Origin of the sequence: Mycoplasma sp. E35C (assembly GCF_019873825.1) — a bacterium.
Lineage (GTDB): Bacteria > Bacillota_I > Bacilli_A > Mycoplasmatales > Mycoplasmoidaceae > Mycoplasmoides.
In genome coordinates this window covers 380,673-406,312 of the sequence record NZ_CP068418.1, presented here as the reverse complement: position 1 = coordinate 406,312, position 25,640 = coordinate 380,673, and the positions used below count along the sequence as shown (strand labels likewise).

Here is a 25,640-nt window from a genome sequence, read left to right as displayed (position 1 = left end):
TTTTATCCGTGCTTGATTTCTACAACTTTAAGCTTAGTGTATGGTTGTCTGTGACCGTATTTCTTTAAGTGGTGTTTTTGAGAGATGTGTTTGATTACGTTAATCTTTTTTTGTTTACCTTGTTTAACAACTTCACAAGTAACAGATGCTCCTGCTACAAATGGTTTGCCAAACACGTTGTTCACAAAATACACTTTATCAAAAACAACTTTTGAACCTACTTCTGAATTAATTTTTTCAACGTAGATTTCGTCGTTTAATTTTACACGGTACTGTTTAGAACCAGATGCAATAACTGCAAACATTGTATTTTTTTCCTCCAGATAGACTCGTTATGGTGGTGATTGATTTATTAATCAATACTTTTATTATTTATTTTTATAACCACTTTTAAACGGTTGAAACTAGATTTTAATGTCTAATTTTGCTTATTATTTAAATAAGTCTTATATATTATACCAAATTTACAAGCTACATTAGCGTAGACTCATCAACATTAGCTTGATTTAGTTCGTAATAATAACCTTTTTTAGCTATTAATTGATCGTGTGATCCACTTTCAATAATTCTACCCTTTTTCATCACAATAATGTTGTCAACATTAATGATTGTTGATAATCTATGAGCTATTAAAATTACAGTTTTTTTATTCATCACTTTAAAAATAGCATCTTGAATATTCTTTTCAGTCTTTGAATCCACACTTGAAGTTGCTTCGTCCAAAATTAAAATTTCAGCATCGCTTAAAAACGCTCTTGCTAAGGCAATTTGTTGCAATTGACCATTAGATAAATTTGATAAATCTTCGTCAATATAAGTATCATAACCATCCTTTAAATTTACGATAAAATCGTGAATTTTTGCTTCTTTCGCAGCCTTGATTACTTCGTCTTTAGTAGCATCTTTTTTAATGCAAGCAATGTTGTTATAAATCGTGTCACTAAACATAATACTATCTTGCAAAACAACGCTGATTTTATTATTAAAATCAAACTCATCAAGTTGCTTATAATCAAAATCATTCATCAAAATTCTGCCATTTGTTGGTTGGTAATATCTTGATATTAAATTCATGATTGTTGATTTTCCAGAACCTGTTTCACCAACTAATGCTGTTGAGGTTTTAGCTTTGATTTCAAAACTAATATTATCAAGAGCTAAATTCTTATTATCATAAGAATAAGAAACGTTTTCAAATTTTATTGAATTCAATTGGTTGATTTTGTGATTTTCATATTCAAACTTTTGTTTTAAATCCAATAATTCCTTAATTCTTCTAATTGAAACAATTGTAATCTGAACATCAGCTGAAATTCTAAATAAGTATCCTAGTTCTCCTAATGAAAAACGCAGCATCAAATTGTATGTAGTAATTAAACCGATATTGATTGTTGATCAAATACCAATTGAAGAACCAGAAGTGATATTGAATGCATAAAACAATAAACTAAAAATAAATGATGAAACAATGATGGTATCTTCAAATAAAAAGTTGATTGGATAAATTGCTGAAAACAACTTACTAGATTTCAAATTGGCTTTTAAATATTGTTCTAATAATTGTTCAAATTCTTTATTAACAGATTGTGTAATATCTAATGATTTAATCAATTCATATTGTTGGACATGCTCTTCAATAAACGTTGAAACTTTCGCATATAAATCCTGAGTTTTGTTTTGATGTTTATTAGCAGATTTGATCATTATAATTTGCACAACAAACATACAAATCATTAAAAATACCGTAATTAATGATAAAAATGGTGAAATTACAAACAACGAAATAATGATTAAAAATGAAACAATTGGCGTTGATAAAATTTCGCTTAAAAACATTGATAAATTTGCTGAAATCAGATCAATATCAACCGAAACTTTATTGATCACTTCACCATTCATAATTCGTTCTAATGTTAAAAGATCAAGCTTATGAATTTTTCTAAAAACAATGTCTCTAATTCTAACTGTTGTTTTATAAGCAACACGAATGCTTAATTTAGCACTTGTTATGTAGCTTGCAAATAAAAATATATAGACAGCAATTAAAATTCCCGAAAATTTTAATAATTCTATTCAATTTTTATTTGCTAATTCAGGATTTTCAGTGGTGATATTAACAAAAATATTTTCAATAACATAACCAAAAATAATTGATCCTGTGATGGTAAATAATGACTTAAAAGTTGTTAAAACCATCATCACAATAATCGCTCTTTTATCGTCTTTTAAGAATTGGATTAAATGTTTAATATTTTTCATTAGACATCATCTCCAATTTTCTTTTGTGATTCGTAAATTTCACGATAAATTTGACAATTATTTAATAAATTTTTGTGTGTATCAAAACCTACAACATTACCTTTATCTAAAACAATAATTTTATCTAAATCTTTAATAATTCTAATTTGCTGACTAATAAAAATTTTAGTGCGTTCTTGATAGTTATCTAAGATATTTGTTAGCACTTTTTTAGCAGTAATGTTGTCAAGTGCAGTTAGTGAATCATCAAAAATCATGATTCTTGAATCTTTAATTAAAGTTCTAGAAATACAAACTCTAGCTTTTTGACCACCAGATAAATTGTTACCAAATTCAGTTAATATATGATTTTCTTTGTCTTTAAAATTATTAATGAAATCATTTGAACAAGAATATTTAATTACATCTTGTAATTGTTGATCAGTCGCATTTGCATTAGCTTTTAGAATGTTAGATTTAATTGATCCAGAAAATAATAATTTCTTCTGAAAATCATAACTAACATTTTTACGAACATGATTAATGTTGTAATCATTAATATCAACATCATCCAAATATATCGAATTATTATCAGCTTTTTTTAATCCAGATAATAAACCTACCAATGTTGATTTACCAGATCCAATCGATCCAATGATTCCGATATTTTCACCAGAATTAATAGTTAAATTAATGTTATTTAAAACATTAAAATTATTTTGATCATATTTATAATTTAAATTTTTAAATTCGATTTTTCCCTTAATTGGATTGGTGTTTTTATCCTCGCTAACATCATCGTTTTTTAAAGAAAAAATTTGATCAAAACGTTTGTTAATCGGTTTAGTTTTAATTATTTTTAATGCGTAGTCAGCTAGCCCAATGACAACATAACTTGTAAATGTTAAATAATTTAAAAATCCAATCACAGTTCCTGGGCTAAGATTAGAATTAACCTTATTTAAATAACCAGATAAAGTCAAAACTAAAGTAATAAAAATATTAATTGACAAGAAAATTAATTGCCACATAGTTGTTAAGAACAAATCAGCTTTTAAAATTGATTTGAATCAATTTTTATGATGCAGATCATATCGTTGAGTTTGGAATTGTTCTAAATTAAAAATTCTAACAACTTTAATGCCAACAATGTTTTCGCGAATCACTTGATTTAAGTTATCTAACGACTCATAACTTTGCTTATAATTCTTTTCGGTTTTTTTAGCGCCAACCACTATTAGTGTTGTTATGATCGGGATAAAAATTAGATAAATTAACGATAAATATGGACTTAATGCAATTGAAAAACCAATATATATAAATACTTCGAAAACATTTTCAATCATATAAACAAACACTTTTAATGCTGCATCTTCTAACTTAGAATAATCAACATTAATCCGATTAATTAAACTTGATCGTTTATATTTTGAAAACTGTTCTAACGACAAACTGTTGATCTTTTGATAGATCTGATTTTTAAATAAATTAGAAGCAATCAATGTTTGTTTTAATAACATTATTCTGCTAATAATTTTGATAAAAAAACTTACAAAAATTAATGACAAACTTACTGCTGAAAGATTAATTACTGCTTGAATTTTATTATTCGGATCTGGAACTAATCAGTCAGGCTCTTTATTACCTGCTATTAAATCAGCAAAGTTTTTAATCAAAATAACAACATATCCAGCAACAAAAACATAAAAAGTTCCAAAAACTAAAGCAATTAAAATTATGATCCAACTTTTTCAGTTGAAATTTTTAATTATTCGATTCATTCTTATGATATTCGCTAAAAATTTTATCTCTTAATTCAATATAAAATTTGCGTTCTCCGTTTAGTTCTTGTTCTTCTCCGTAGTGATGTTGTGAATAAGCTAAATCAATTACACAAAAATAGTTCATCATTAAACTCGAATAACTAAAAAAGGCATAGTCATTCTTAGCTTTATTATGAAAATCATTAATTAAGTCTAATAATTGATTTTTAAAGTTATCAAGATTAGAGCATGTATCTAGATTAATAAATGGATTATCTAGTTGATTTGATATTGTCGTTAATCGCTTTGAGTTCTTTATTCGATCAACATTAATTTGGTAATATTTTTTAATTTCATTAAAATTAAAGTTGTCTAAGCAATTTAGACAAGCAATAAAATGATCTTTAAATTTACTTAAATTATTAGGTAATTTATCGTTCATGAGATCGCTATATAATAAAACTTAATAATTATAAATTATTAAAATAGCGTAAATCATGGGGATGTCAAGGCTTCGACATGATTGATAAACTTTTTAGTTCAGTAGGGTCTGCCCTTTATAGCTCAAGGTAATAATAACCGACAAAACTAACAAAGAATTAGCTAACGAAAACTTTGTATTAAGTCAAGTTGCTAACCAAAACTACGCTTTAAACTTTTAATCAAATAACAATATAAAAGCGGATACACTCTATTAACTTAGTTGTGTATTAAATTAGGATAAAACTTAATCTATAATCATTCGTGGTTTTACTATTGGTATTGACCAACTAGTTTTTTATTGGGTGATTGTTATGAACTAATAATTTGAAGTTTTTTAATTAGTTTGAAATCTTAAAACTTCTAAACTGTAAATAAAACTAAATTGATGAGTTGATTGTGGAAACGGGTTCGATTCCCGTCATCTCCACCATTAATATTTAAAAGAATAACGATCCCTTGAGCATGAATTAGCTAAGGTGATTAAACTAAGATATTAAGCACAAAATGTGCTTAATATTTTTTTATATCATTGTCATTGTTTTTATGAATATTATCAAAGATTTTATTTAATTAATTTAGTTTAAAAAATAATCAAAATTATCGATAAATTTACGTAAAAACAAAAAAATATTAAGCAATCAATATGCTTAATATTTTGAATTTAATTATAACGATTTATGAATTAGCGTTTCTTTGAGAATTTAAAGATAAATTGCAATGAAGTTAATACAGCAATTGAACCTAATACATAACCTAATGATGCACCTTTTGAAATATCTTGTGCAGCAATTTGCGGGTTTCCTGATGTTCTAATTCCTGAGTTAATGCCATCAACTAATTTGTTAATAAATGTTGAAGCTCGATTTAATACATCTTGTTTAACATAAGTATTGTAATACTCTAGAACTGTGTATTCTTGCATTTGGTGCGTGTTTGGGTCATCAACTAAGAATTTAACATTGTCATATGTTAATTGGTTCATCGTGCTAGTAATAAAATCATAATCTAATGTTACAGATCTAATTAAGATTCCAGCTTGAGTTTGAGGAATAAATGCTAAAACACCAGCAAATGATTTAGGCAATAAGCTAACTGGGTAGTAAGCACCAATTAAAAATCCACCAATTGATGAAAAGATTGCACTTAATGCCATGAAAACAGCATTAGTTTTTACGTATGAAAATAAGAATACAAAAAACAGCGAGCTAGTAACAGCACTTAGAATAGTAATTCCTAAAACACTAAAGAAAACATTAGGTCTAACGATAATGCTATCACTGAATGAAGCATAAAAGTATATGTAAAGAACAAATAAAGTAAAACAACTAATAATAATGTTAAAGATGATGTTGAATACTAAATAAGATGATCTAATTGTTGTTGTTTTTGTTGGTGTAATAAAGAAGTCATCTAATGTTCTTGTTTCTTTATCATGTACAATGTTGTTTGCCAACTGCACAGCAGTTGTAAAAGCAGTAATTGCAGTTAATCCTGATATGACTGTTACATTAAATAAGAATGACGAAATGTCTTTAAAAAAATTAGTAGGATAAATAACTTCTTTAACATAACGTGGTAATTCTTTAATGTTTAAAAAATCTGTTGCAGAACCATTATCAAAGTTTCTTTTAACAAATAAGAAGAAAACAAATAAGGTAATTAATGGTCCTAAAAATAAGAAGAAGATACGACTTTTATTTCTTCAAAATAACTTAATATTTCTTTTTAGTAAGTAATTAAATGCTTCCATTATTATTTTTCATTCCTTTTTGTTGGTTGTTCTGTTAAGTTGATAAACACTTCTTCCATATCACCCTTAATTAATTCGTAATTTTCTAACAAATTACCGTGTTTTTTGCTAAATTCTAATGCTTGTTGATAACTATCAAAAGTTAATTTGTATGTATCTGTTTTAAATGTGTAATCAATGTTTTGATCAGTTAAAACTTTTTTAATCTCTTCGTGTTTATCCTTAGTTTGGATTAGTAATTTTGCTTTAGCAAAACGGGTTTTTAAATCACTTGGTGTTCCTTCTTCAATCTTCACACCTTTTTTGATAACAATTGCATAATCACAATTATCAGCTTCTTGCATATAGTGAGTTGTTAGAACAATTGTCAACCCTTTTTCTTTTTGAAGCTTTTCTAAAATTTCTCAAACTAATTTTCTAGAATAAGGATCTAGTCCTGTTGTTGGTTCATCTAAAAATAGAATTGAAGGATTATGAGCTAGTGCTCTGGCAATATCCACACGGCGTTTTTGACCACCAGAAAGTGTTCCATACTTACGATCAATAATATCTTGTAATTGGAACTCTTTAATGATGTCATCAACTACTTCTTTAACCTTTTTATTTTTAAATTCAGTTTTATATAACAACAAACGTGAATATAAGTTTTCATAAACAGTTAGATTACTATCTAAAATTGAGTTTTGAAATACAATTCCGATGTTGTTTCTAATTTTAACGAAGTCATCTTTGATGTTTTCATTAAATAATTCAATTTCACCAGAGTCTTTTGATAATAACCCCATGATGATGTTTAGTGTTGTGGATTTACCAGCACCATTGATTCCTAAAAATCCATAAAGCTCACCCTTATAGACTTTAAAAGATAAATTATCCAAGGCTTTGTGTTTTTTAAAAGTCTTGGTAAGATTCTTAATTTTTAAAGCGATAATCTTATCTTTCATTATTTATTTTTCTTAAATTCCTAAATTCATTAATATAACAATCTCGGGTTAAAAATTATAAAAAAAATAGTTGGTCCTTGATTATAACCAACTACTAACTTATCTTTTTATAATCCTTATTATTCTATCAGTATTTGATAAGAACGCATTAAATTTATCAGTTCTTCAAAGATACTATTGATCTCTTGAGTGGTGTAAGTTTTATCAGATTGTTTTAAATAACAACGCACTGTGTATTTGATTGGTTGATAAATTTGGTTCTTATTTTCGTTATTTTTAGCTGATGAATCAAATATCGAAATAATCTGTCAATTTGATAATTTATTAAATGATTTAGTCAATTTAATAAACGAATCAAATGTTTCTTCGTTCTTTAATTGGAAGGTAATATCACGAGATACTTCTTGATGGCGATCATAACCTTCATATGTTCTTACATAACGATTAATTGAAGTTATTAAGCGTTCAAGATTGATGTCTAAACAATAAATATCACGATCAGCTAAATCAAATTCTTTTAAGATTGATTTTTTAATCTTACCAATATAACCAATTGTTTCATCATAAACTACAAGTTTTAACGAATCGTTTTTAACTAAATAAGTATCATCATTAATCGGTTGGTAGTTACAGTTAAATCCAAAGTTTTGAATAATAACATCACTAACCCCTTTCATGGTGATTAGATCTAATTTTACACCTGAGTTTTGATCGTATGTATTGTTAAATAAATTATCAGCAGCAATTAAACCAATATGATGGTTACAACTTTTTTTAGATAATAATGTTTGGATTTCAAAAATTGGTTCTAATTTATTCTTATATGATTGGTTTAATTGATAAACTTCCAATAAGTTAGTTATGATGTTTTGACGGTAAAACTGACGATTTTCTGAAATCGGGTTATCAACAATAACAGGATCAGTGTATCTAAATAAATTAAATAATTGAGAACGTTTTTCTGATGTTAGATTGTACGTTCTGATGTGGTTGAATTGTAATGATCTTAGTTTTTTAGAAAGCTTAGTTAATAGATCGTTTGTTTCGTTATTAACTTCTAATAAATAATCAGCTTTAATTGGAACTGGATCAAATTGGTTGATGTTTAGAATTTTTAATAATTCTTCTACTAAGTCCTGTCAATAAGTTACATCACTACGATAACTTGGCACCAAAACAATATCGCTTTTAACAAAAAAACCTAAGTTGGTTAAGTTCTTTTTAATCTTAAAATCAGTTAAGTTAATTTTAGCTCCCAATAAACTTCTAATCTTGTCATAATTAACTTTAATCTGTTGATGATATTCATCAACACTAATTGGTTTAGCTAATTCAGAAATTTGTTGGTTATAAACTTTCTTTAATAAATATTGGTAAAGATATTCAAGGGTTTTTTTAGTTTGATATAGTGAAACTTCTTTTGAGAAAAACGCTGAGCTGCGGGTATTTAGCTTATGATAAGCTGCAGTTTTTCTTATTTGGTATTTATCAAAATTACCAACTTCAATGAAGTAGTTAGTAGTATTTTGATCAACCGCAGTAGCCATCGAACCCATAATTCCAGCTAACGCAATGATTTTTTCACTATCAACAACAATTAGATCACCAGGTTGAACCGTGTATTTTTTATTATCAAGTGCTAAAAATTCATCTGGATGTTCTGCTTGAATTAAATGAACATCACCAACAATCTTATCAGCATCATGAATGTGGATTGGGTTGGCAGTAAATAATGGAATTAAATTACTTAAATCAACTAAATCATTAATCGGTTTAATTTCATTATTAATTAAGATCCCTTTAGTATTTCATGTTGATTGTTTTAGTTGGTAATTTCTTAAACATAAACCACCAAAATATTTTGCCTTATTTTCTGTTTCATCAATTACTTTAAAGTTCATTGAATGAAAATCATTTTGCTTATTAGTTCCAATAATTGAAACATATTTTAAACCTAAATAAGCAGCCAGTTCTTTAGCTAAAAATCTCACCCCATTTCAATCTGGACGGTTTGATGGTAATGAAATATCAAAAACCGTATCATCTAAGTTTAAGTATTTATAAACTTCTTGATCACCTAATTTAGCTTTATCTAATAAGATAATATTTGATGAATCTTCATCTGATAAGTGTTTTTCATATTCTGGGTTTAAGTGCTCGTATGAACATAATAAACCGTTGGTATTAATCCCGCGAATATCACGATTAATTACTGTAATACCATTGGCTAATTCAGCACCTTCTAATGCAACAATTACGTATTTATTAATCGCCGTTTTTTCATCGAATAAATTTTTTGAATCCGAAATCACATTAATAAATTTATTCTCAGCAATCTGAATGCTACAGATATTTAATTTATCAGCGTGAGGGTGTTTTTTAATATTAAAAATCTGACCAATAATTAAGTAGTCAATTTCTTTAAAATTTTTAACTGATTCAACTTCAGCACCAATTGCGTTTAGTGCTTCAATTATTTTTTTATCATCAATCTTGAAGATTGATGGAATGAAATTAGCAATAACTTTTTTTGATAGCAGCATAACTTAATTACTCATAAAATTGTTTATTAAATCTGAAATCATTTAGATAAAAATCACGAATATCAGTGATGTTATTTTTTAGCATTGCAATTCTTTCAATTCCAATTCCAGCTGCAATTCCAACCATCTCATCTGGATCAATATTTGCTGCTTTTAGAACATTAGGGTGTAATACCCCAGATCCCATGATTTCAATTCAACGGGTTTTTTTACATAAAAAACAACCACTTTGACAGTTTCAGCACTCAACATCTACTTCAAAACTAGGTTCAGTAAACGGGAAGTGTGATAATCGAAAACGGGTTTTTAGATCACTACCAAACATATGTTCAATAAACTTGGTAACAAACCATTTAAGATTGGCTAGTGATAAGTGCTTGGCCACTCACATAAAGTCCATTTGCATAAATTGGTGTGAGTGAGTTGCATCATCTGTATCATTACGATAAACATTACCAAAACTAATTACACGAATATCTTTATGTTTATTCATTGCTGCAATTGCTTGGATTGTTCCAGCTGTACAGTGCGTTCTTAATAATTGGTTCTTGTTTTTATCAGTATAAAAAGTATCGCTACTAGCTCGCCCGGGGTGATCAGTTGGTATATTTAAATCATCAAAACAATGCTTAACTGAAACTAATTCTGGATAGTTAGTGATTGTAAAGTTAAATTTCTTAAAAAAATCAACAATTTGATTTACAACTAAATTTAATGGATGCATCGAACCATCAACCAGATTTAATGCTGGAAGCATTAAATCATATTTAGGTTTGTATTCAGCATCAGTTGCTGTTTGTAGTTGGTCTTTGGTTTGTTCAACTAAACGATCAATTTCAGTTTGTAAGAAGTTTAATTGCTTACCAAACTCCTTTTTTTCTTGTAAATCAGTTATTGTTTTTAATTGTGAAAATAATGGATTTACATGTTTTTTAACAAAGATATTTTTATTAACAAAAAGCTCTTTTTCACTCTTTGATGTTTTGATCGTTTCTTTGAATTGTTCTAAGATATTATTGATTGTTTTCATACACTGATAATTAAATCTTGTTAGATACAAAAAGATATTTAAAGTTGAACACTTTAAATATCTTCTTCAACTCGTTTTAAAATTAAAGCATGAACTTTATAATAAGCTTTAATTAAGTCTTTGTATTCTAGTTGCATTAAACTAAATAAAGTTATCAACTTATCGGTGAAAGTTTCACATGCTCAACGATCTTCCATCTCTTTAGCTAAACCATAAAGTTCTAAAAATCGTTTGGAAATAATTAAACTTGATGGTTGTTGTTTTTGAGGTTTTAGATCATATGTGTATTTAACTTCATCTTCTTTCTTTTCTTCTTCGTATTGAATTAAGAAGCTTAATGTTAGATGTAAAACCTTAGCGAAAGCATCTAAGATAGCAATTTTATCTTTTACTTGAGCACTTTTTCAGAACTTAAATTCTTTAGTATGGTTAGCTAGATTACCAATTTCAACTAACAACCACAATCTTCTTTGATTTTGGTTCTTCTTATAAGAGCTTTTAGTTTTTTTAAAAATCTTATTATCAAGCTCTTTTTGCTCTGTTACTAACTTTTTAAGCTCTATAAGCATTTTACTTATTTACCTGTTACTTCTTTAACTAATTTTTTGAATGATTCAGGATCATGAATCGCAATTTCAGATAACATCTTACGGTTGATGGTAATTTGTTGTTTCTTTAATAAATTGATGAATACTGAATAAGTTACACCCATTTCGCGTAAAGTACCATTTAAACGTTGAATTCATAAAGCTCTGAACTCACGTTTTTTATTCTTACGGTCTCTAAATGCGTATTTAGCTGATTTAATAACAGTTTGTTTCGCAACTTTATAAGATGCATGACGAGTTCCGAATGTTCCTTCGGCTTGTTTTAATCATTTCTTTCTTCGTCTTCTTGTAGTAGGTCCGCCTTTAACTCTCATTGCTTATATCCTTCCTGTTAATTATTTAGAAATTAATTCTTTGATTCTCTTGAAATCAGTTTTGTGCACCGTAGCATCTTTTCTTAGATGTCTTTTTTGTTTAGTTGTTTTATTAGGTGCTAAGTGAGAAGTGTAAGCGTGTTTACGCTTAATTTTTCCCGTTTTTGTAATTTTAAAGCGTTTTGCAGCTGCGCTTTTAGTTTTCATTTTTGGCATTATTACTTACCTTATTATTAACTTAGTTATTGTTTTGTGTTGGTTCAGCGTTAGTTTCTGAACTAGATTCAGCTTTTTTCTTGTTCTTAGCTGGAACGAATAAAGCTTCATACATGTTGTGAGAAACCTTTGTAAAAGGTTTTTGCAAATCAGCGTGATCTTTAATGATTTCATAGAACTTGTCATAAATTTCTTTAATCAAGTTTTCTCTGGTAATCATTCTTGAAAACACCCGAATCAAGAATTTAACATGGAACCCATCGTTTAGTCATTCAATTGATTTTTTTGCACGTCATTGAATGTCGTGGTTAGCCACTGTTGCTTTAAAAGTAATTTCTTTTACCTTGACAACGGTTTGTTTCTTTTTGCTATCACGTTTCTTACGCTTTTGCTCATAAACATGCTTACCATAGTCCATTAACTTGGCAATCACAGTGTTGGGATTATTTGAGATGATAACAACATCCAATCCTTTACTTTCACCCAAAGCTAATGCTTGTTCTTTATTCATAACACCTAAGTTAGAACCGTTTTCATCAATTAATGTAAAACTGTTAAACTTAATGTTTTTATTAATTGGTGGTAAAGATGCTTTTTGTCTGTTGTTTCTGTTCTGTTGGCTCATATAATCCTTTGTAAATAAAAAAATGTCACACTGCAACGCAGCGTGACCATTTAATGTATATATAAAATGATATACATTTAAAAATGAATCTGATATCAACCATGATCTACATTTAAGAGATATAGGTGAGTGTTACACTGCTTTGCTTGATATGTTTTGATGATTCGATTTTTGTATTAATCTTATTCAAATATATTATTTGAAGATCATCATATAAGATTATACCAAATTATATTTACAAACAACAAACAGAATGATGCATTATCTTATTAAATAAAATGGTTTGTTTAATTAATTAGAGTTTGATTAAAATATGAAAACATCTAACTTTAATCAATATTAAAATATCAGTAATTAAAAAAACATTTTATTTAGTTTGTATAATGGCTAAAGCAAAGAAAAAATCAGAGAATAATGATTCTTTTAGCAACCAATCTACCACAAATAATGCAGCTAAAACAACAATGGAAGATGTTAAATATCTTTTAAGTTCTACCTACTATGATTGCATAGATTATTGTTTAAAAAAATATGGTAAGGTTCCTGAAAATTATTTTTATAACAACATAAATTGAAACAAAAACGAAAAAAATTCAAGAACACAGGAAGGTTTAATAATTCATCACATAGATGAAGATAAAGCAATTTTACTTTCACATAAATATTATGCTCAAAAAAACCCTTGAGAGTATCAGCTAAGCCATCGCTTAGTGTATTGCAATCTAATAGAACATTTAATATTACATATAAAAATAACTGAATATCCACATAAAGATAAAAACGATATGGAAATTGTCGGTTTAGGTGGTGTTTTTATTATGATTTATCAATTTAACGATATGTTTAGCGGGATAGTATATAAAAGGAAATGATGGAATGATATTAAAAATTCAATTTCTCATTTAAAAGCAGAATACTTAGAATGTGTGAAGTATTTTATGAAATTAAATAAAGGAGAGTATCCTTTATCTAGGTATATGGCTAGTTGGGATCTTAGGTTTCGAACTGCTAATTTTAGAACTTGCGATAAAAATAAGTGAAACGAAATACGATTGGATATTCAAAATTTATATTATTCTATTCATCCAATTGAAAACAACAATAATAAGAATGAAATGAATAATAACGAAATGAATAATAATAAAGTAAATAATAAAGTAAGTAAGAAAAATAAAGATAAAAACAATATTTGGTTTATTCTTATTTTATTTTCTTCAACAACTATTTTTTTGTTTATCGTTTTAATTATAATGTTCTTCTTTATAAGACACTAATATTTACTATTAAATAATAAATTTACTTTCTTTTAATTTAATTCGGTTAAATGCAATAGATTAAATTTAAATTTAAGGATTAATAATTCTTAATGTCACCAACAAAAATTATGCTTATTAAGAAGAAAAAACATATCTTGATAAAAGATATATTTATTCATGATTAGCATTAGTTATCAAAAATTTAGTTTTGTCCCTTCAAAAGAAAGAATCCAAGAATTAAAAGAAGAAATCAACAATGAAGAAGTTTTTAAAAAACTTGAATTAATTAAACTTTATCCCTTAATTAGAGCATTACAACAAGGAAAGATTGTTGGTAATCCTGATAAAAATTTATTGGTTCTTGAATATCAAGGCACCCATTTAGAGTGGTTGTATATTCTAGAATCATTACAAAGTTTATCATTCAGCGCACCAAATTTTTATTATGAAAATTTTGATAGTAATTCAGCTGATGAAAAAGTGTTTTCATTTAATGATTCATACAAAAATAATTTAATTAAACCATTAACTAAAAAATCCAAATTTAAGGGCAATGTTGTTTGAGCTTTTGATTGTAAAGTATCTAATTTATTAATCAGATTGATTTATTACTTAATTCATGCTGATTGATTGGCCTTTGAAGAAGGTTCAAAAATAAAGTTACATACCCCTGATTTGGTTGTTGGGACCAATAAAAAAGTATGAATATTTCCTTTATATTTAGATATTAACAATCAAATTAAATGGAATGATAAAAATCCACCATCATTTCGTTGGATGTTTGAAAATCCCAAAATCTTTAATATTAAAGATCCTAATATTAGTTTTAATGATAAGGTTTTAGATTGCAAAAAACTTATCAAATCAGCAAAAGCTTATTGTCAAAAATTTAATTTAATAAATGAAGATTTTGATTTTTAAATCAATTATAAGCGTTTGATTTCAACTGATTGATCATCACAATGATTATGGGCTTTTTTAATCTCTTCAATCACTTGTTCATGACCCATATTTAGTTCGTTTAGTAGATCTTTATTATTTCCGTGTTCTGGAATTTGTTTAAAGTTATAAACAATCAGTTTTTTGTTTTGATAATTATGTGTCGCCATAATTCTATAGAATTCATTGGCTAATCCAACGTTTCCATAGATGTCTTCATATAAATAAATTTCATCATATAGATTTAAGATCTGAATGATGTTTTGATCTAATCCTTCTCCGTGAACTAAGATAGCATCATACGAATCGATGTATGCCATTCCGTTTTGATCTAGTAAGGTTTTAAAAATATTAGCATTATTGTTATATGAAATTAATGCTGTTCGATTGAGTATTCTAAATAAATTTAACTTAACCCAGTCATTGATATTTTCATTAAATTTGTAATAAATTTCATGATTTTGGAATGGTTCTAGATAACGAGGATATCGAATTGCTCATACCTGATCTGTGTTGTTAGTTGCTTGATTAATCATGCGCTCTAAAACAATGGGGTTGCTCACTGCATAAATTCTTGAGTTTGGCGTATTTTTTATCATTCCTACATCAAAAATTCCATGGTGTGATGATCCTTCTGTTCCATTTAATCCGCAACGATCAATTAATAGATTAATTCCTAAATTTAAACGTGATAAATCATGAATTAATTGATCATAACTTCTTTGTAAAAATGTTGAATAAATTGGTAAAAAAACAGGAATTTTATTAATTGAAACACCAGATGCCATTGATAATGCGTGCTCTTCTGAGATACCAACATCAATGTAATTTTTTTGATATTTATTAATTAGATTAATAAACCCTGTTGCATAAGTCATGGCTGGATTAATTAAGCAGATTTTCTCGTTGTTTTTTAATTTTTCATCTAAATATTTTGCAGCAGCAAAACCAACCTGATCTTCGTAAGTTTTATTAGTTCGATTTGAGTTATGATATGAACCAATTAGATCGTTTTCTGCTTCTTTAATACCCTTACCTTTAATTGTCTTAACATGAACGATAACAGGGTTATTTTTAACTTCTTGTTTAGCTTTTTCTAAACCTTCAAAAATAGCATCTAAATTATGACCATCTTCGACTTTAATATAACTAAATCCAAGTTGTTTAAAGAAGTTTTTATCATCATCTTTTAGATTACTTAACATTTTGTTAAATTCACCAAAATTTTCTGAAATCGACATCTGATTGTCATTAATTACAACAATCATTTTATGCTTATGAAATCCGATGTTATTAATTGCTTCAAAAGCAATTCCATTAGCAATGCTGCCATCTCCAATAACAGGAACAATTAATTGATCGTTGTTTAATAATTCATTACTAAAAACAAGACCGCTAGCAACACTTAACGAATTTGAAGTATGACCACCTGCATAAAAATCATACTTGGATTCATTCATATTTTGTAACCCACTTAAACCGTTAGTTTCACGAATACTATCCATTTGATCAAATCTGCCCGTGATCATCTTGTGAACATAAGCTTGATGCGAAGTGTCATAAAACACCTTATGTTGATCTAAATTAAAAAAATAAGCCAGTGCAATACTTAATTCAACAATCCCTAGATTTGATGATCAATGAATACTTTTTTTATAACCTAAATCAATTAAGTATTCCCTAATTTCATTAGCTAATAAATTTAGATCAGATTTTTTAAGATTTAAAAAATCTTGATAAGTTTTAAGGGTTTTTAATAACTTCATTTTTATTCCTCATCAGCTTTATCAAACGGCAAAGCAACACGGTCAATTTTTTCAACCTGTTCTTTTAAAATATTTAACAATCCTTTAATCTTACCATACTCCATTCGGTTTGGACCAACAATGGCAATTTGATGTTTGTTTTGATCAGTTTCAATAATTGTTGATGCCACTGATATACCGTCGATTCCTAAATCTTGCCCGAAGGTGATAACTGACTTACCTGTTTTTTGTTGTAAGAATGAAATTTGTTCTCAAATCGAAGTATTTTCTAATAAATTTAAGATTTCACTTAACTTATTATGATCATGGAATTCTGGATGAATAACTAACTTTTTAGTACCTTTGATATTAATCGTATTTTTTTCATTAATGTCAAAGATATAGTTAATAATTCGTTGCATAACAAATTCATATTCATGAACTTTTTTACGCACAATATCTTTAATTGCACTTAATTTATCTTTTAATTCAATAAATGGCGTATCAACTAAACGATCATTAAAAATCTGCACACATGTTGAAACATCGTTATATTGAACTAAGTTTTGATATTTAATGGTTTTTTTAATTACTTCACCTGATGAAGAAACGATTAAAATTAACGCAGTATTTTCATTAATTTTAATCAAATCCATACGTTTTAATAAATCATAAGATTTAAATTTTGTAATGACAGAAGGCAAATTAGTAACATTGTTAATGAACTCAACGGATTGTTCAATTACTTCATCAATTGAATAATAACGTTTAGTTAAGATCGCCATTAATTTTTGTTTTAAATTATCTGAAATCTGGGTTTCAGCTAAATTTTTTTCATAATATTGATAACCCTTAATTGTCGGAACTCTGCCAGCTGATGTGTGTGGTTTTTCAATATAGTTTTCTTTTTCTAAAACCGACATTTCATTACGAATTGTCGCACTAGAAACATCATTATTAAAATATTTTTCTAAAATGATTTTAGAACCAACAGCAGTTGCTGTTGAAATATATTCGTTAATAATCGCTTTTAAAATCTGAATTTGGCGTTCTGTCAATTTATGATTCATAATAATAAAATTATATAAAATCATGGATTTTAATCTGAAACAAAAGATGGATCTCGCACCAAAAAAACCAGGGTGTTATTTATGAAAAGATAATCTTAATCAGATTATTTATATTGGTAAAGCCAAAAATATCTTTAAGAGAATTCATCAATACTTCAATGGACCTAAGGATTTAAAAACATCAAAACTAGTTAGAGATATTTATGATGTTGAATTTATTGAAGTTAAAACTGAAAATGAAGCTTTATTATTAGAAGCTAATTTAATCAAAAAACATAAACCTAAATACAATATCTTATTAAAAGATAACAATGGTTATCCTTACATTTTAATTACCAACGAAAAACATCCAAGATTGTTATATACAAGATATTTTGATCCTAAAAAAGGTAAATATTACGGTCCATTTGCTTCTGCTGAAATGAAGACATATGAACTGTATAATTTGTTGTTAAAATTGTTTCCTTTGAAAAACTGTTTTAATAAAAACAAGCGTAAATGTGAGTATTATGATCTAAATTTATGCATGAAAGCATGCACGCATGAAGTTACGGATGATGATTATTTTAGAGTTAAGCAAAATATTGATTATTTCTTTAATCATGGAGCAGATCAAGTTTTAGAACAATTAAAACAAAAAGAGATTGTTGCTAGTGAAAAATTAGATTTTGAACTTGCTAAAAAATACTACGAATTACAAAAAGCAATCAATTTAATTTTTGATAAACAAATCGTTAATTTGTTCAATAACAAAGAACGCATTGACGTTTTAGCTTACCAAACCAAAGATAATGTCATTAGTATTGTTTTATTTTCTTATGTTGAAGGTAAGTTGGTATCAAAAAATAGTATTTGTGATTTTTATTACAATGACGAACAAGAAGTCTTAACTTCTTATTTAACCCAATATTATGAATTAAACATAAAACCAAAAACATTGTATGCTTCATTAAATAATGAAAATATAGCTTTATTAAATAATTCATTAAATATTGATGTTATTAATCCTTCAACAGGTAAGATGTATGAAATTATGCTTTTAGCTTTGCAAAATGCTAATAGTCAATTATTACAAAAATATCAATCATTAGTTAAAAAAGAAAATTTAATCACTGAAGCTATTGATCAACTAAAAGCGATGTTGCATTTAGATAAATTAGATATTATTGAAGTTTTTGATAATTCCAATTTATTTAATACCGATAACGTTTCAGCAATGATTGTTTTTGAAAAAAATCAATTTAATAAGAAAAAATATCGTAAGTATAAGTTGACTGATAATCAAAATCAAGGTGATTATCATTACATGTATGAAGTGATTTATCGTAGGTTATATCATTCACTAAAAGAAGGTTTTAAAGATTTAGCAGATTTAATTATTCTTGATGGTGGAAAACCGCAAATTTTAGCAGCTAAAAAAGTTATAAAAGATTTAGAAATCAACGGTAAAATTAACATTATTGGTCTAGCTAAAAATAACAAACACCAAACTGATAAATTGGTTGATATAGATCTTAATGAACACGAATTAGATAAGAAATCTAGCTTATATTTTTTCTTAGCAAATCTTCAAGAAGAAGTTCATAAATTTGCCATAACTTATTTCAGAAAAACAAAAGCTAAATCATTTTATAAATCTCAACTAGATGAAATTAAAGGTTTAGGAAAAATAAGAAAACAAAAGTTAATTGATCACTTTAAAACTATTGATAAGATCAAAGAAGCATCAATCGAAAATCTAAGTCAAATTGTCCCTATTGAAGTGGCTAAATTGATTAAATCTAAATTAAATTCCAACTAATTAATTATTTTTGTGATTCTATCAATTCAACTGTTGCAATTGCAGTTTTTCTATACGCTTTTATTAAACCACCAGCCCCTAATTTAACTCCGCCAAAAAAGCGAACAACTACAACTAAATAACCTGTTAAGTTTTTAATTCTTAATAATTCATAAATAGGTTTACCTGCTGTATTTTTAGGTTCACCATCATCACTAAAACCAGCAGCTTGCACACCGTTGTTATCTAATAAATATCCATAGCAAACATGGGTTGCTTTTTTGTATTCTAATCTTAATTCAGCAATAATTTTTTTAATCTCATCTTTTGACGAAATTTTATAGAATTTACCGATAAATTTTGAATTTTTAAAGTATAACTCAACCATTAAAACTACTATTTATATTAGATAAATTAATTAGATATTTTGTCATAAAAACATAATTAAATATCTAATCTTATTTAAATTAATATTACATTATTTTAATGTTAAATTTATTTTGATTGAAAACTATTAAAAAATACCGTTAATTTTCATCAATAATTAATAAGCATTGTGTTTTTATTAAGCTTAAAATTCTAAAACTAGTTTTCCAATTTAATAAGATATATTTTTTTATAAAAATATAATTAAATAACGTTTAAATAAACAACTAAGTTTTATTATTAAAGTAATGAGGTTTAAATAAAAATGTCTTCTTCAGAAGCAATAAAAGCTGCTAATCATGAGTTTTTAAAACATCGCAGAAGTTTTATAGTTCATTCTGTATTCTTGATTTTTAGCTATCTTATTTCATTTGTGCCATTAGTATATTTAGGAATAATCCTAGGACATATTTTCAAACCTAAAAGCGATCCAATCGTCGTTGAAAATGATCAAGGAGGAGTATCTTCTTTTATTTTCATTTATCCAATGATTTTTGGAGGTTTTATTTCTCTGATAATAACAAGTCTACTTACTATTCGTAGATTTTCATGATTCTATAAACAAGTCAATCGTGTTCCAGGGTTTCTTTTATTAATGGCGATACCTTTATTTATTATTGGATATATTTTCATAGCTATATCATTAAAAATGATTTGATCACGCATCAAATCTTATTACGCAAAAGAACCACAACGAAATACAAATAATATTTCAAAAAATGATTACGAATTAAATACTGTAATTAGCACATCTAGAACAAATCGATACTTTAACCCAAGATTGGCTAATACATCAATCGGTTTTAATAAAAAGAATAACCAAACGCAATCAGTAACTTCAGGTTTTGCTTCAGCTCCTGAACCATCTAGTGCGCAACAAGCTTAAATATTTTTGTTTAATAAATTAAACAAATAAAATATAATAATCAAACATAAATAAGGGAATATTAATTATGTTTTTATACCAATCAAAAAAGAGTGAATTAACAAAACTTAAAAATGCTTTTCATGATTTTAAAAGATCAAAAACCATAATAGTAATCGCATTAGTTTTGTTTATTGTTAGTGCAATTATTTCTTTTCTAGAACCACTTTGAAATAAAGGAAATAATTTTAGTTATATTAAATTAGGTTGATTATTAACAGGTATTGCTGGGATAATTTATTTTGTAATGGTGATTGTTATCATTTCTAAGTTTTCATGAATTTATAGCAAAGTCACCTCAGCACCAACTTTACTTTTAATTATTTCAATTTTCTTTCTTCCTTTTGTTTTTTTACCAATTGCAATTACATTCATTAATTCAAGCATGAAAGAAGTGATTAAAAAATCAGAACAAGAAATAAAAGCAATGGAAATTTGATTAGAGCAAACAATCAATTCACCAAACGAAATTAATAACAAACTATTAAATAAAGAAGAATTAAAACAAGAAGAAAAAGCACAACAATAGTCGTTGTGCTTTTATTTTTTTTCATACTAATTAATTAAGTGTTTTTGATAAGTTTTATTTTTCGAATTATTTGGTCTTAAATAATGGCTAAATTATTTATCAAATATTAAAAATACAACACGTAGTGTTGTATACTTAAACCAAAATAGCAAATAAAACGCTCATTTTTACAGTGTTTTTGTGCTATAATTTTAATTCCAAAACTATGAAATTTAAATTTAAAAAATTGTTAATGTTTAGTGCTCTTGTAGCACCAGTAGTTGTTAGTAGTTGTAGTAATAATCCTGGTAATGGCGGTTCGTCAGATGAAAAAATGGGAAAAGAAAAGCAAAAAACTCCACCTGTTAATCCAACACCATCACCTGGAACAAATCCGTCACCTGGCACAACACCAGTAGTTAAAAAAGAACAACAAAAAGTTTATACAGCTAATGATCAAAAAACTAAAATATCTGTTGTTAAAAACGAATTAAAATTAGAGAAAAAGTTTGATAATAGTTCAATTGAAGCTTTGAAAAATATTTCTAAGGAATCAAAAAAACCTTTTTTATTCTTAGCAAATTCAAACTTAACTAAAGAAAGTTTTCTTAACTTAATATCATCAAACAAAGAAGAAAATTTACAAGCTCAAAATCTCAATTCAGTTGTTGTAAGCGAAAATGAAATTCCATTCATTTTACTTCTAGATAACGATTTTTCTAATTTATTAAATTTAGTTAAAATTACCGATAAAACTTGAACTAAACAAAATTCAATTAAAGAAAAGAAAGATCAATTTTATAAAAATAATTTAGTGGATAATCAAATGGAAGATTTTGAATACACATTCACAATTAAGAAAATGAAAATTGATGAACAAGCAAAAAAGATTAGCTTTAATTTATCTTTAAGTCTTGTTAATTCTTCATTTAATGAAAAATGAAGCGCTGATCTTTCAACATTCACTTTCATTGATGCTTTTTAAACACTTAAATTAGATCAATATAAAGAAAAAATATGCAGCTTATTGTTGCATATTTTTTCTTTAAATTTCATCAGTTTTTTTATTTAATAATTTGATATTTTTAAAAAAAGAAATATAAGAATTAAATTCTTAAAATTATTCAAAATTACCGTTAAAAACATAAAAAAACCATCAATTATCAGCTATGACAATTGATGGTTTAAAATGCTTGTTTTCTTTGCTAAATATTAAGCAACAATCGTAGTTCCAATTTTACCTTCTAATGCTAATTCAATGTCTTTTAAATCAGCAATAATAGCTTTTTTATTTGGATTATTTTTTACAAAGTTAATTGCTGCTTGAACTTTTGGTAGCATACTACCAGCAGCAAATTGATTTTGTTGAATGTATTCTTGTAATTCAGCAACATTAATTGTTTCTAATTTCTTTTGATCTGGTTTGTTGTAATTTACATAAACGAAATCAACTGCAGTTAAAATCACAAAAATATCTGCATCAATTTTTTCAGCAATTTTTGAACAAGTAAAGTCTTTGTCGATTACACCATCTAAACCTTTGATTGTGCCGTTGTTGTCAATAACAGGGATGCCACCACCCCCACCAACGATAGCAATCGCACCACTATTGATTGTTTTTTTAATAGTTTCAATTCCTAAAATATCAATTGGTTTAGGGCTTGGTACAACTACTCTAAAACCACGACCAGCGTCTTCAACAACCTTAGCTGTTGGATTTGATTTTTGTGCTTCTTCAAAAGTTTTGAAGAATGGTCCAACTGGTTTAGTTGGATTTTCAAAAGCAGGATCTTTTGGATCTACATAAGTTAAAGTTTGGAAATAAACAACATCATTGTTTAGTTTTTGGTTATTTAATTCGGTTTGAATAGCACTAAGCATGTGATATCCGATATAACCTTGACTCATCCCTCCAGCTTCAGCAAAAGGAACTGTTGCTGTTTTTTCATTTGATTTTTTTGCATCACTAAATGCGTTGTAAATCATTCCAACTTGTGGTCCATTACCGTGACCAATAATTACAGTATGACCATTTTTAACTAAATTTGCCGCTTTTTTTGCTGGAACTTTAACTAATTCTTTTTGCTCTTCTGGATTATTACCTAGAGCATTACCACCTAATGCGATAACAATTTTCATAATGCTATTTAATTAAATTATTTTAATAATTCTTGGATAATAGCAGCAATTGAAGTTCAACGATTACCAGCTTCAATGAATGCTAAATTATACTTAGGATTTTCAAATACTTCGTTAGTTACTTCAATAGCACCATTAGCTACAACTGGGTATTTTTTACCATATAATTGAGCAACTTTTTTACCATATTCAGTGTTCATATCATGGAATGCTGGTAGACAGTGCATGAATTTAACATTCTTAGAAGCCATTTGCATTAATTCTTCATCAACTTGGAATCTGTGCATTTGTTCTAATCTTTCACCTCATAGATCAAATGATTCACCAAGTGAAACTCAAACGTCAGTTACAACGATATTAGCATCTCTTGCTGCTTCTTTTTTATCTTCTGTAAATGATAATGATCCACCATTTTTAGCAAATAATTCTTTACAGAATTTAACAATCTTAGGATTTAATTCTTTTTCAAATTCTTTAGGACCATACATTACTAAATGCATTCCAGTGAAAGCACAACCTAACATTCAAGCTGCACCCATATTGTTTTTATAATCACCAGCAAAAACAACTTTTAAGTTTTTAAATGAACCAAATGCTTCTTTAACAGTTTGTAAGTCAGCAATAGTTTGAGTTGGGTGTTCTTGATCAGATAAACCATTGATTAGTGGAATGCCTGAGTATTTGCAATATTCATCAATTTTTTCTTGTCCAAATGTTCTGAATAAAGCAATATCATACATTTCAGTAAACACTCTAGCAGTATCAGCTACTGATTCTTTTGTTCCCATATTTGAACCAGTTGGACCATTATAGAAATAATCCATACCTAAATAATTAGCTGCTTTAAATGTTGCGTTTGCTGTTCTTGTTGAATTTTTTTCAAAAATTCCAACAACAGTTTTACCTTTTAGATTTTTTGGTCTAATACCATTTGCTTCATTTTCTTTAACCTTAATTGATTGATCAACTAAATATAAAATTTCTTCAGTTGTGTAATTCATTAAAGTGTCAAAGTGTCTTGGAGTTTTAAGATTTCAAGCCATATTTATTTTTGTCCTTATTAATATATTTATTTTTTAATTGCTTCACGATATAAAGGCATACTCATACATCTAGCACTACCCATGCCTAATGAAAGTTGATCGCCGTTTCAACTTAATACTTTAATTCCAGCTTTTTCTAGTGCTTTATTAGTTTTACGATTACGATCATAACCAATAACCACACCTGGTTCGATAACTAAGAAGTTTGTTGCATCAAAGTTAGTTTCAACATCAATATCAATTTGAGTTGCACCATGACCAGCAACAGGAATTGTGATTGCTTTTTTATTAATCACGCTTGATAAAAAGTCTTCAAGTGATTCGTTGATTTCTTTTCATTCTAATTCTTTTTTAGTTAGATCGATTTCTCAAATTTTTAATACACCCATCATGTTTGGTGAATATAAGAACTTGTCATAATCTAACATTGTCAATCATGTATCTAAATGCATTAAGTTACTCATTTTAGGTACATTGATTGCAAAGATGCGTTTGAATGAAACATCAGGATTCTTTTGAATTTTTAGTGCTAATGATTGAATTGCTTCTTTTTCAGTGCGTTCAGAAACACCAATAACTAAAGTTTTGTCATCATAAACAAAAATATCACCACCTTCAATACTATATTCTTCATTTCTTGAGTAGTATTGAGGAGTGGTTTTATAGTCTTTGTTGTGAGCAAAAATAAAGTTAGCAAAAATAGTTTCGCGCCTACGTGTTGGACGATACATGTGGTGTAATGTAATTCCGTTACCAACTGATGCAAATGGGTCTCTGGCAAAATATAAGTTTGGCATTGGATCAACGATTAATTCAACATCAGATGTTGCATCAACTTCTCTTGCTAGCACCCCAGCCATCATTTTGCGAACCATTTTTTCTGGTTCTGCTTCCATTTTTTTTAAAAAATGATATAATTTATCTCTGTTTTCAACAGACAGTTTTGGAATAGATTCATCTAATCACTGATTAATGAATGCTTCTTTGACATCATTAGGTGCTGCTTTATAAGTGTCAGCAACAAGCTTAGATAACTGAACACATTCAACTCCTTGTGATTCTAAGATTCTAATGAACTCTTCGTGTTCTTCGCGAGCTCTAATAGGGTCTATTAGAGCGCTAAAAAGTAATTCATCTAATCTTTGAGGAGTGACATATTCCAATTCAACTCCTGGTGTATGTACTAACACTTTTTTTAGTTTACCGATTTCACTATAAACATTAATTTTGTTATACATACATTCTCCTTTCTTAACATTTAAAATTATTCTGATTGTGAAAAACAGCAATGAATT

At 27.2% G+C, this 25,640-nt stretch carries 24 protein-coding genes and 1 other RNA gene; 7 read left to right on the top strand and 18 right to left on the bottom strand.

Annotated elements, in window-relative coordinates:
* Positions 1–2: 2 nt before the first annotated feature.
* The 4 genes from rplU to JJE79_RS01725 all read right to left on the bottom strand — a co-directional run bounded on the left by rplU (position 3) and on the right by JJE79_RS01725 (position 4,443).
* On the bottom strand, positions 3–305 hold the full coding sequence (rplU, locus tag JJE79_RS01740; protein ID WP_222926765.1) for a 50S ribosomal protein L21: 303 nt from the start codon (positions 303–305) through the stop codon (positions 3–5).
* Positions 306–471: 166 nt separating this feature from the next.
* Positions 472–2,259, bottom strand: a complete 1,788-nt coding sequence (locus tag JJE79_RS01735; RefSeq protein WP_222926764.1) for an ABC transporter ATP-binding protein — start codon at positions 2,257–2,259, stop codon at positions 472–474.
* Positions 2,259–4,019 carry an ABC transporter ATP-binding protein gene (locus JJE79_RS01730; protein ID WP_222926763.1) on the bottom strand — a complete coding sequence of 587 codons (1,761 nt, stop codon included), beginning with the start codon at positions 4,017–4,019 and terminating at the stop codon, positions 2,259–2,261. The genes JJE79_RS01735 and JJE79_RS01730 overlap by 1 nt, the downstream gene beginning before the upstream one ends.
* Entirely contained in the window at positions 4,003–4,443 is a 441-nt protein-coding gene (locus JJE79_RS01725) for a hypothetical protein (RefSeq protein ID WP_222926762.1), read from the bottom strand. Before JJE79_RS01725 ends, JJE79_RS01730 begins: the two co-directional genes overlap by 17 nt.
* Before the next feature lie 57 nt (positions 4,444–4,500).
* Here JJE79_RS01725 and ssrA point away from each other — a divergent pair.
* Positions 4,501–4,914: a transfer-messenger RNA gene (gene ssrA / locus JJE79_RS01720) on the top strand.
* Positions 4,915–5,166: 252 nt separating this feature from the next.
* On the opposite strand, the gene JJE79_RS01715 is transcribed toward ssrA, so the two are convergent.
* From JJE79_RS01715 to infC, 8 genes are all read right to left on the bottom strand, one after another.
* Positions 5,167–6,234 (bottom strand): ABC transporter permease, encoded by a 1,068-nt coding sequence (locus JJE79_RS01715; protein WP_222926761.1) that lies wholly within the window; start codon positions 6,232–6,234, stop codon positions 5,167–5,169.
* Positions 6,235–6,236: 2 nt separating this feature from the next.
* Positions 6,237–7,178, bottom strand: a complete 942-nt coding sequence (locus tag JJE79_RS01710) for an ABC transporter ATP-binding protein (protein ID WP_222926760.1) — start codon at positions 7,176–7,178, stop codon at positions 6,237–6,239.
* Positions 7,179–7,297: 119 nt separating this feature from the next.
* Positions 7,298–9,721: a phenylalanine--tRNA ligase subunit beta gene (gene pheT, locus JJE79_RS01705; RefSeq protein WP_222926759.1), complete on the bottom strand. Its 2,424-nt coding sequence runs from the start codon at positions 9,719–9,721 to the stop codon at positions 7,298–7,300.
* A 7-nt stretch (positions 9,722–9,728) separates the two neighbouring features.
* Positions 9,729–10,751 carry a phenylalanine--tRNA ligase subunit alpha gene (gene pheS / locus JJE79_RS01700; protein ID WP_222926758.1) on the bottom strand — a complete coding sequence of 341 codons (1,023 nt, stop codon included), beginning with the start codon at positions 10,749–10,751 and terminating at the stop codon, positions 9,729–9,731.
* A 53-nt stretch (positions 10,752–10,804) separates the two neighbouring features.
* Positions 10,805–11,320, bottom strand: a complete 516-nt coding sequence (locus tag JJE79_RS01695) for a dUTPase (RefSeq protein WP_222926757.1) — start codon at positions 11,318–11,320, stop codon at positions 10,805–10,807.
* A 5-nt stretch (positions 11,321–11,325) separates the two neighbouring features.
* Positions 11,326–11,673 carry a 50S ribosomal protein L20 gene (gene rplT, locus JJE79_RS01690; protein WP_222926756.1) on the bottom strand — a complete coding sequence of 116 codons (348 nt, stop codon included), beginning with the start codon at positions 11,671–11,673 and terminating at the stop codon, positions 11,326–11,328.
* Positions 11,674–11,694: 21 nt separating this feature from the next.
* Positions 11,695–11,889: a 50S ribosomal protein L35 gene (rpmI, locus tag JJE79_RS01685; RefSeq protein ID WP_222926755.1), complete on the bottom strand. Its 195-nt coding sequence runs from the start codon at positions 11,887–11,889 to the stop codon at positions 11,695–11,697.
* Between the two features lie 22 nt (positions 11,890–11,911).
* Positions 11,912–12,514 (bottom strand): translation initiation factor IF-3, encoded by a 603-nt coding sequence (infC, locus tag JJE79_RS01680; RefSeq protein ID WP_222926754.1) that lies wholly within the window; start codon positions 12,512–12,514, stop codon positions 11,912–11,914.
* Between the two features lie 383 nt (positions 12,515–12,897).
* On the opposite strand from infC, the gene JJE79_RS01675 reads away from it, so the two are divergent.
* Positions 12,898–13,788 (top strand): hypothetical protein, encoded by an 891-nt coding sequence (locus tag JJE79_RS01675; RefSeq protein ID WP_222926753.1) that lies wholly within the window; start codon positions 12,898–12,900, stop codon positions 13,786–13,788.
* 159 nt (positions 13,789–13,947) lie between these two features.
* Positions 13,948–14,691: a hypothetical protein gene (locus tag JJE79_RS01670; protein ID WP_222926752.1), complete on the top strand. Its 744-nt coding sequence runs from the start codon at positions 13,948–13,950 to the stop codon at positions 14,689–14,691.
* A 5-nt stretch (positions 14,692–14,696) separates the two neighbouring features.
* Here JJE79_RS01670 and JJE79_RS01665 read toward each other — a convergent pair whose 3' ends face one another.
* Both JJE79_RS01665 and hrcA read right to left on the bottom strand, forming a co-directional pair.
* The gene (locus JJE79_RS01665) at positions 14,697–16,475 is read right to left on the bottom strand and encodes a 1-deoxy-D-xylulose-5-phosphate synthase (RefSeq protein ID WP_222926751.1); all 1,779 of its coding nucleotides are present in this window, start codon (positions 16,473–16,475) and stop codon (positions 14,697–14,699) included.
* 2 nt (positions 16,476–16,477) lie between these two features.
* Positions 16,478–17,524 carry a heat-inducible transcriptional repressor HrcA gene (gene hrcA / locus JJE79_RS01660; RefSeq protein ID WP_222926750.1) on the bottom strand — a complete coding sequence of 349 codons (1,047 nt, stop codon included), beginning with the start codon at positions 17,522–17,524 and terminating at the stop codon, positions 16,478–16,480.
* A gap of 22 nt (positions 17,525–17,546) precedes the next feature.
* On the opposite strand from hrcA, the gene uvrC reads away from it, so the two are divergent.
* Positions 17,547–19,325 carry an excinuclease ABC subunit UvrC gene (uvrC, locus tag JJE79_RS01655; protein ID WP_222926749.1) on the top strand — a complete coding sequence of 593 codons (1,779 nt, stop codon included), beginning with the start codon at positions 17,547–17,549 and terminating at the stop codon, positions 19,323–19,325.
* 4 nt (positions 19,326–19,329) lie between these two features.
* Here uvrC and JJE79_RS01650 read toward each other — a convergent pair whose 3' ends face one another.
* Complete coding sequence (locus tag JJE79_RS01650) at positions 19,330–19,692, bottom strand: YigZ family protein (RefSeq protein ID WP_222926748.1); 363 nt, start codon at positions 19,690–19,692, stop codon at positions 19,330–19,332.
* A 303-nt stretch (positions 19,693–19,995) separates the two neighbouring features.
* On the opposite strand from JJE79_RS01650, the gene JJE79_RS01645 reads away from it, so the two are divergent.
* From JJE79_RS01645 to JJE79_RS01635, 3 genes are all read left to right on the top strand, one after another.
* On the top strand, positions 19,996–20,616 hold the full coding sequence (locus tag JJE79_RS01645; protein WP_222926747.1) for a hypothetical protein: 621 nt from the start codon (positions 19,996–19,998) through the stop codon (positions 20,614–20,616).
* 67 nt (positions 20,617–20,683) lie between these two features.
* Positions 20,684–21,184: a hypothetical protein gene (locus JJE79_RS01640; protein WP_222926746.1), complete on the top strand. Its 501-nt coding sequence runs from the start codon at positions 20,684–20,686 to the stop codon at positions 21,182–21,184.
* A gap of 205 nt (positions 21,185–21,389) precedes the next feature.
* Positions 21,390–22,148 (top strand): hypothetical protein, encoded by a 759-nt coding sequence (locus tag JJE79_RS01635; RefSeq protein WP_222926745.1) that lies wholly within the window; start codon positions 21,390–21,392, stop codon positions 22,146–22,148.
* A gap of 227 nt (positions 22,149–22,375) precedes the next feature.
* Here JJE79_RS01635 and arcC read toward each other — a convergent pair whose 3' ends face one another.
* Genes arcC through JJE79_RS01620 form a run of 3 tightly spaced genes read right to left on the bottom strand, consistent with a single transcriptional unit; the run spans position 22,376 to position 25,583 of the window.
* Positions 22,376–23,302: a carbamate kinase gene (gene arcC / locus JJE79_RS01630; RefSeq protein WP_370630555.1), complete on the bottom strand. Its 927-nt coding sequence runs from the start codon at positions 23,300–23,302 to the stop codon at positions 22,376–22,378.
* A 17-nt stretch (positions 23,303–23,319) separates the two neighbouring features.
* Positions 23,320–24,345, bottom strand: a complete 1,026-nt coding sequence (gene argF, locus JJE79_RS01625; protein WP_222926744.1) for an ornithine carbamoyltransferase — start codon at positions 24,343–24,345, stop codon at positions 23,320–23,322.
* 26 nt (positions 24,346–24,371) lie between these two features.
* The gene (locus tag JJE79_RS01620; RefSeq protein ID WP_222926743.1) at positions 24,372–25,583 is read right to left on the bottom strand and encodes an arginine deiminase family protein; all 1,212 of its coding nucleotides are present in this window, start codon (positions 25,581–25,583) and stop codon (positions 24,372–24,374) included.
* Positions 25,584–25,640 lie beyond the last annotated feature (57 nt).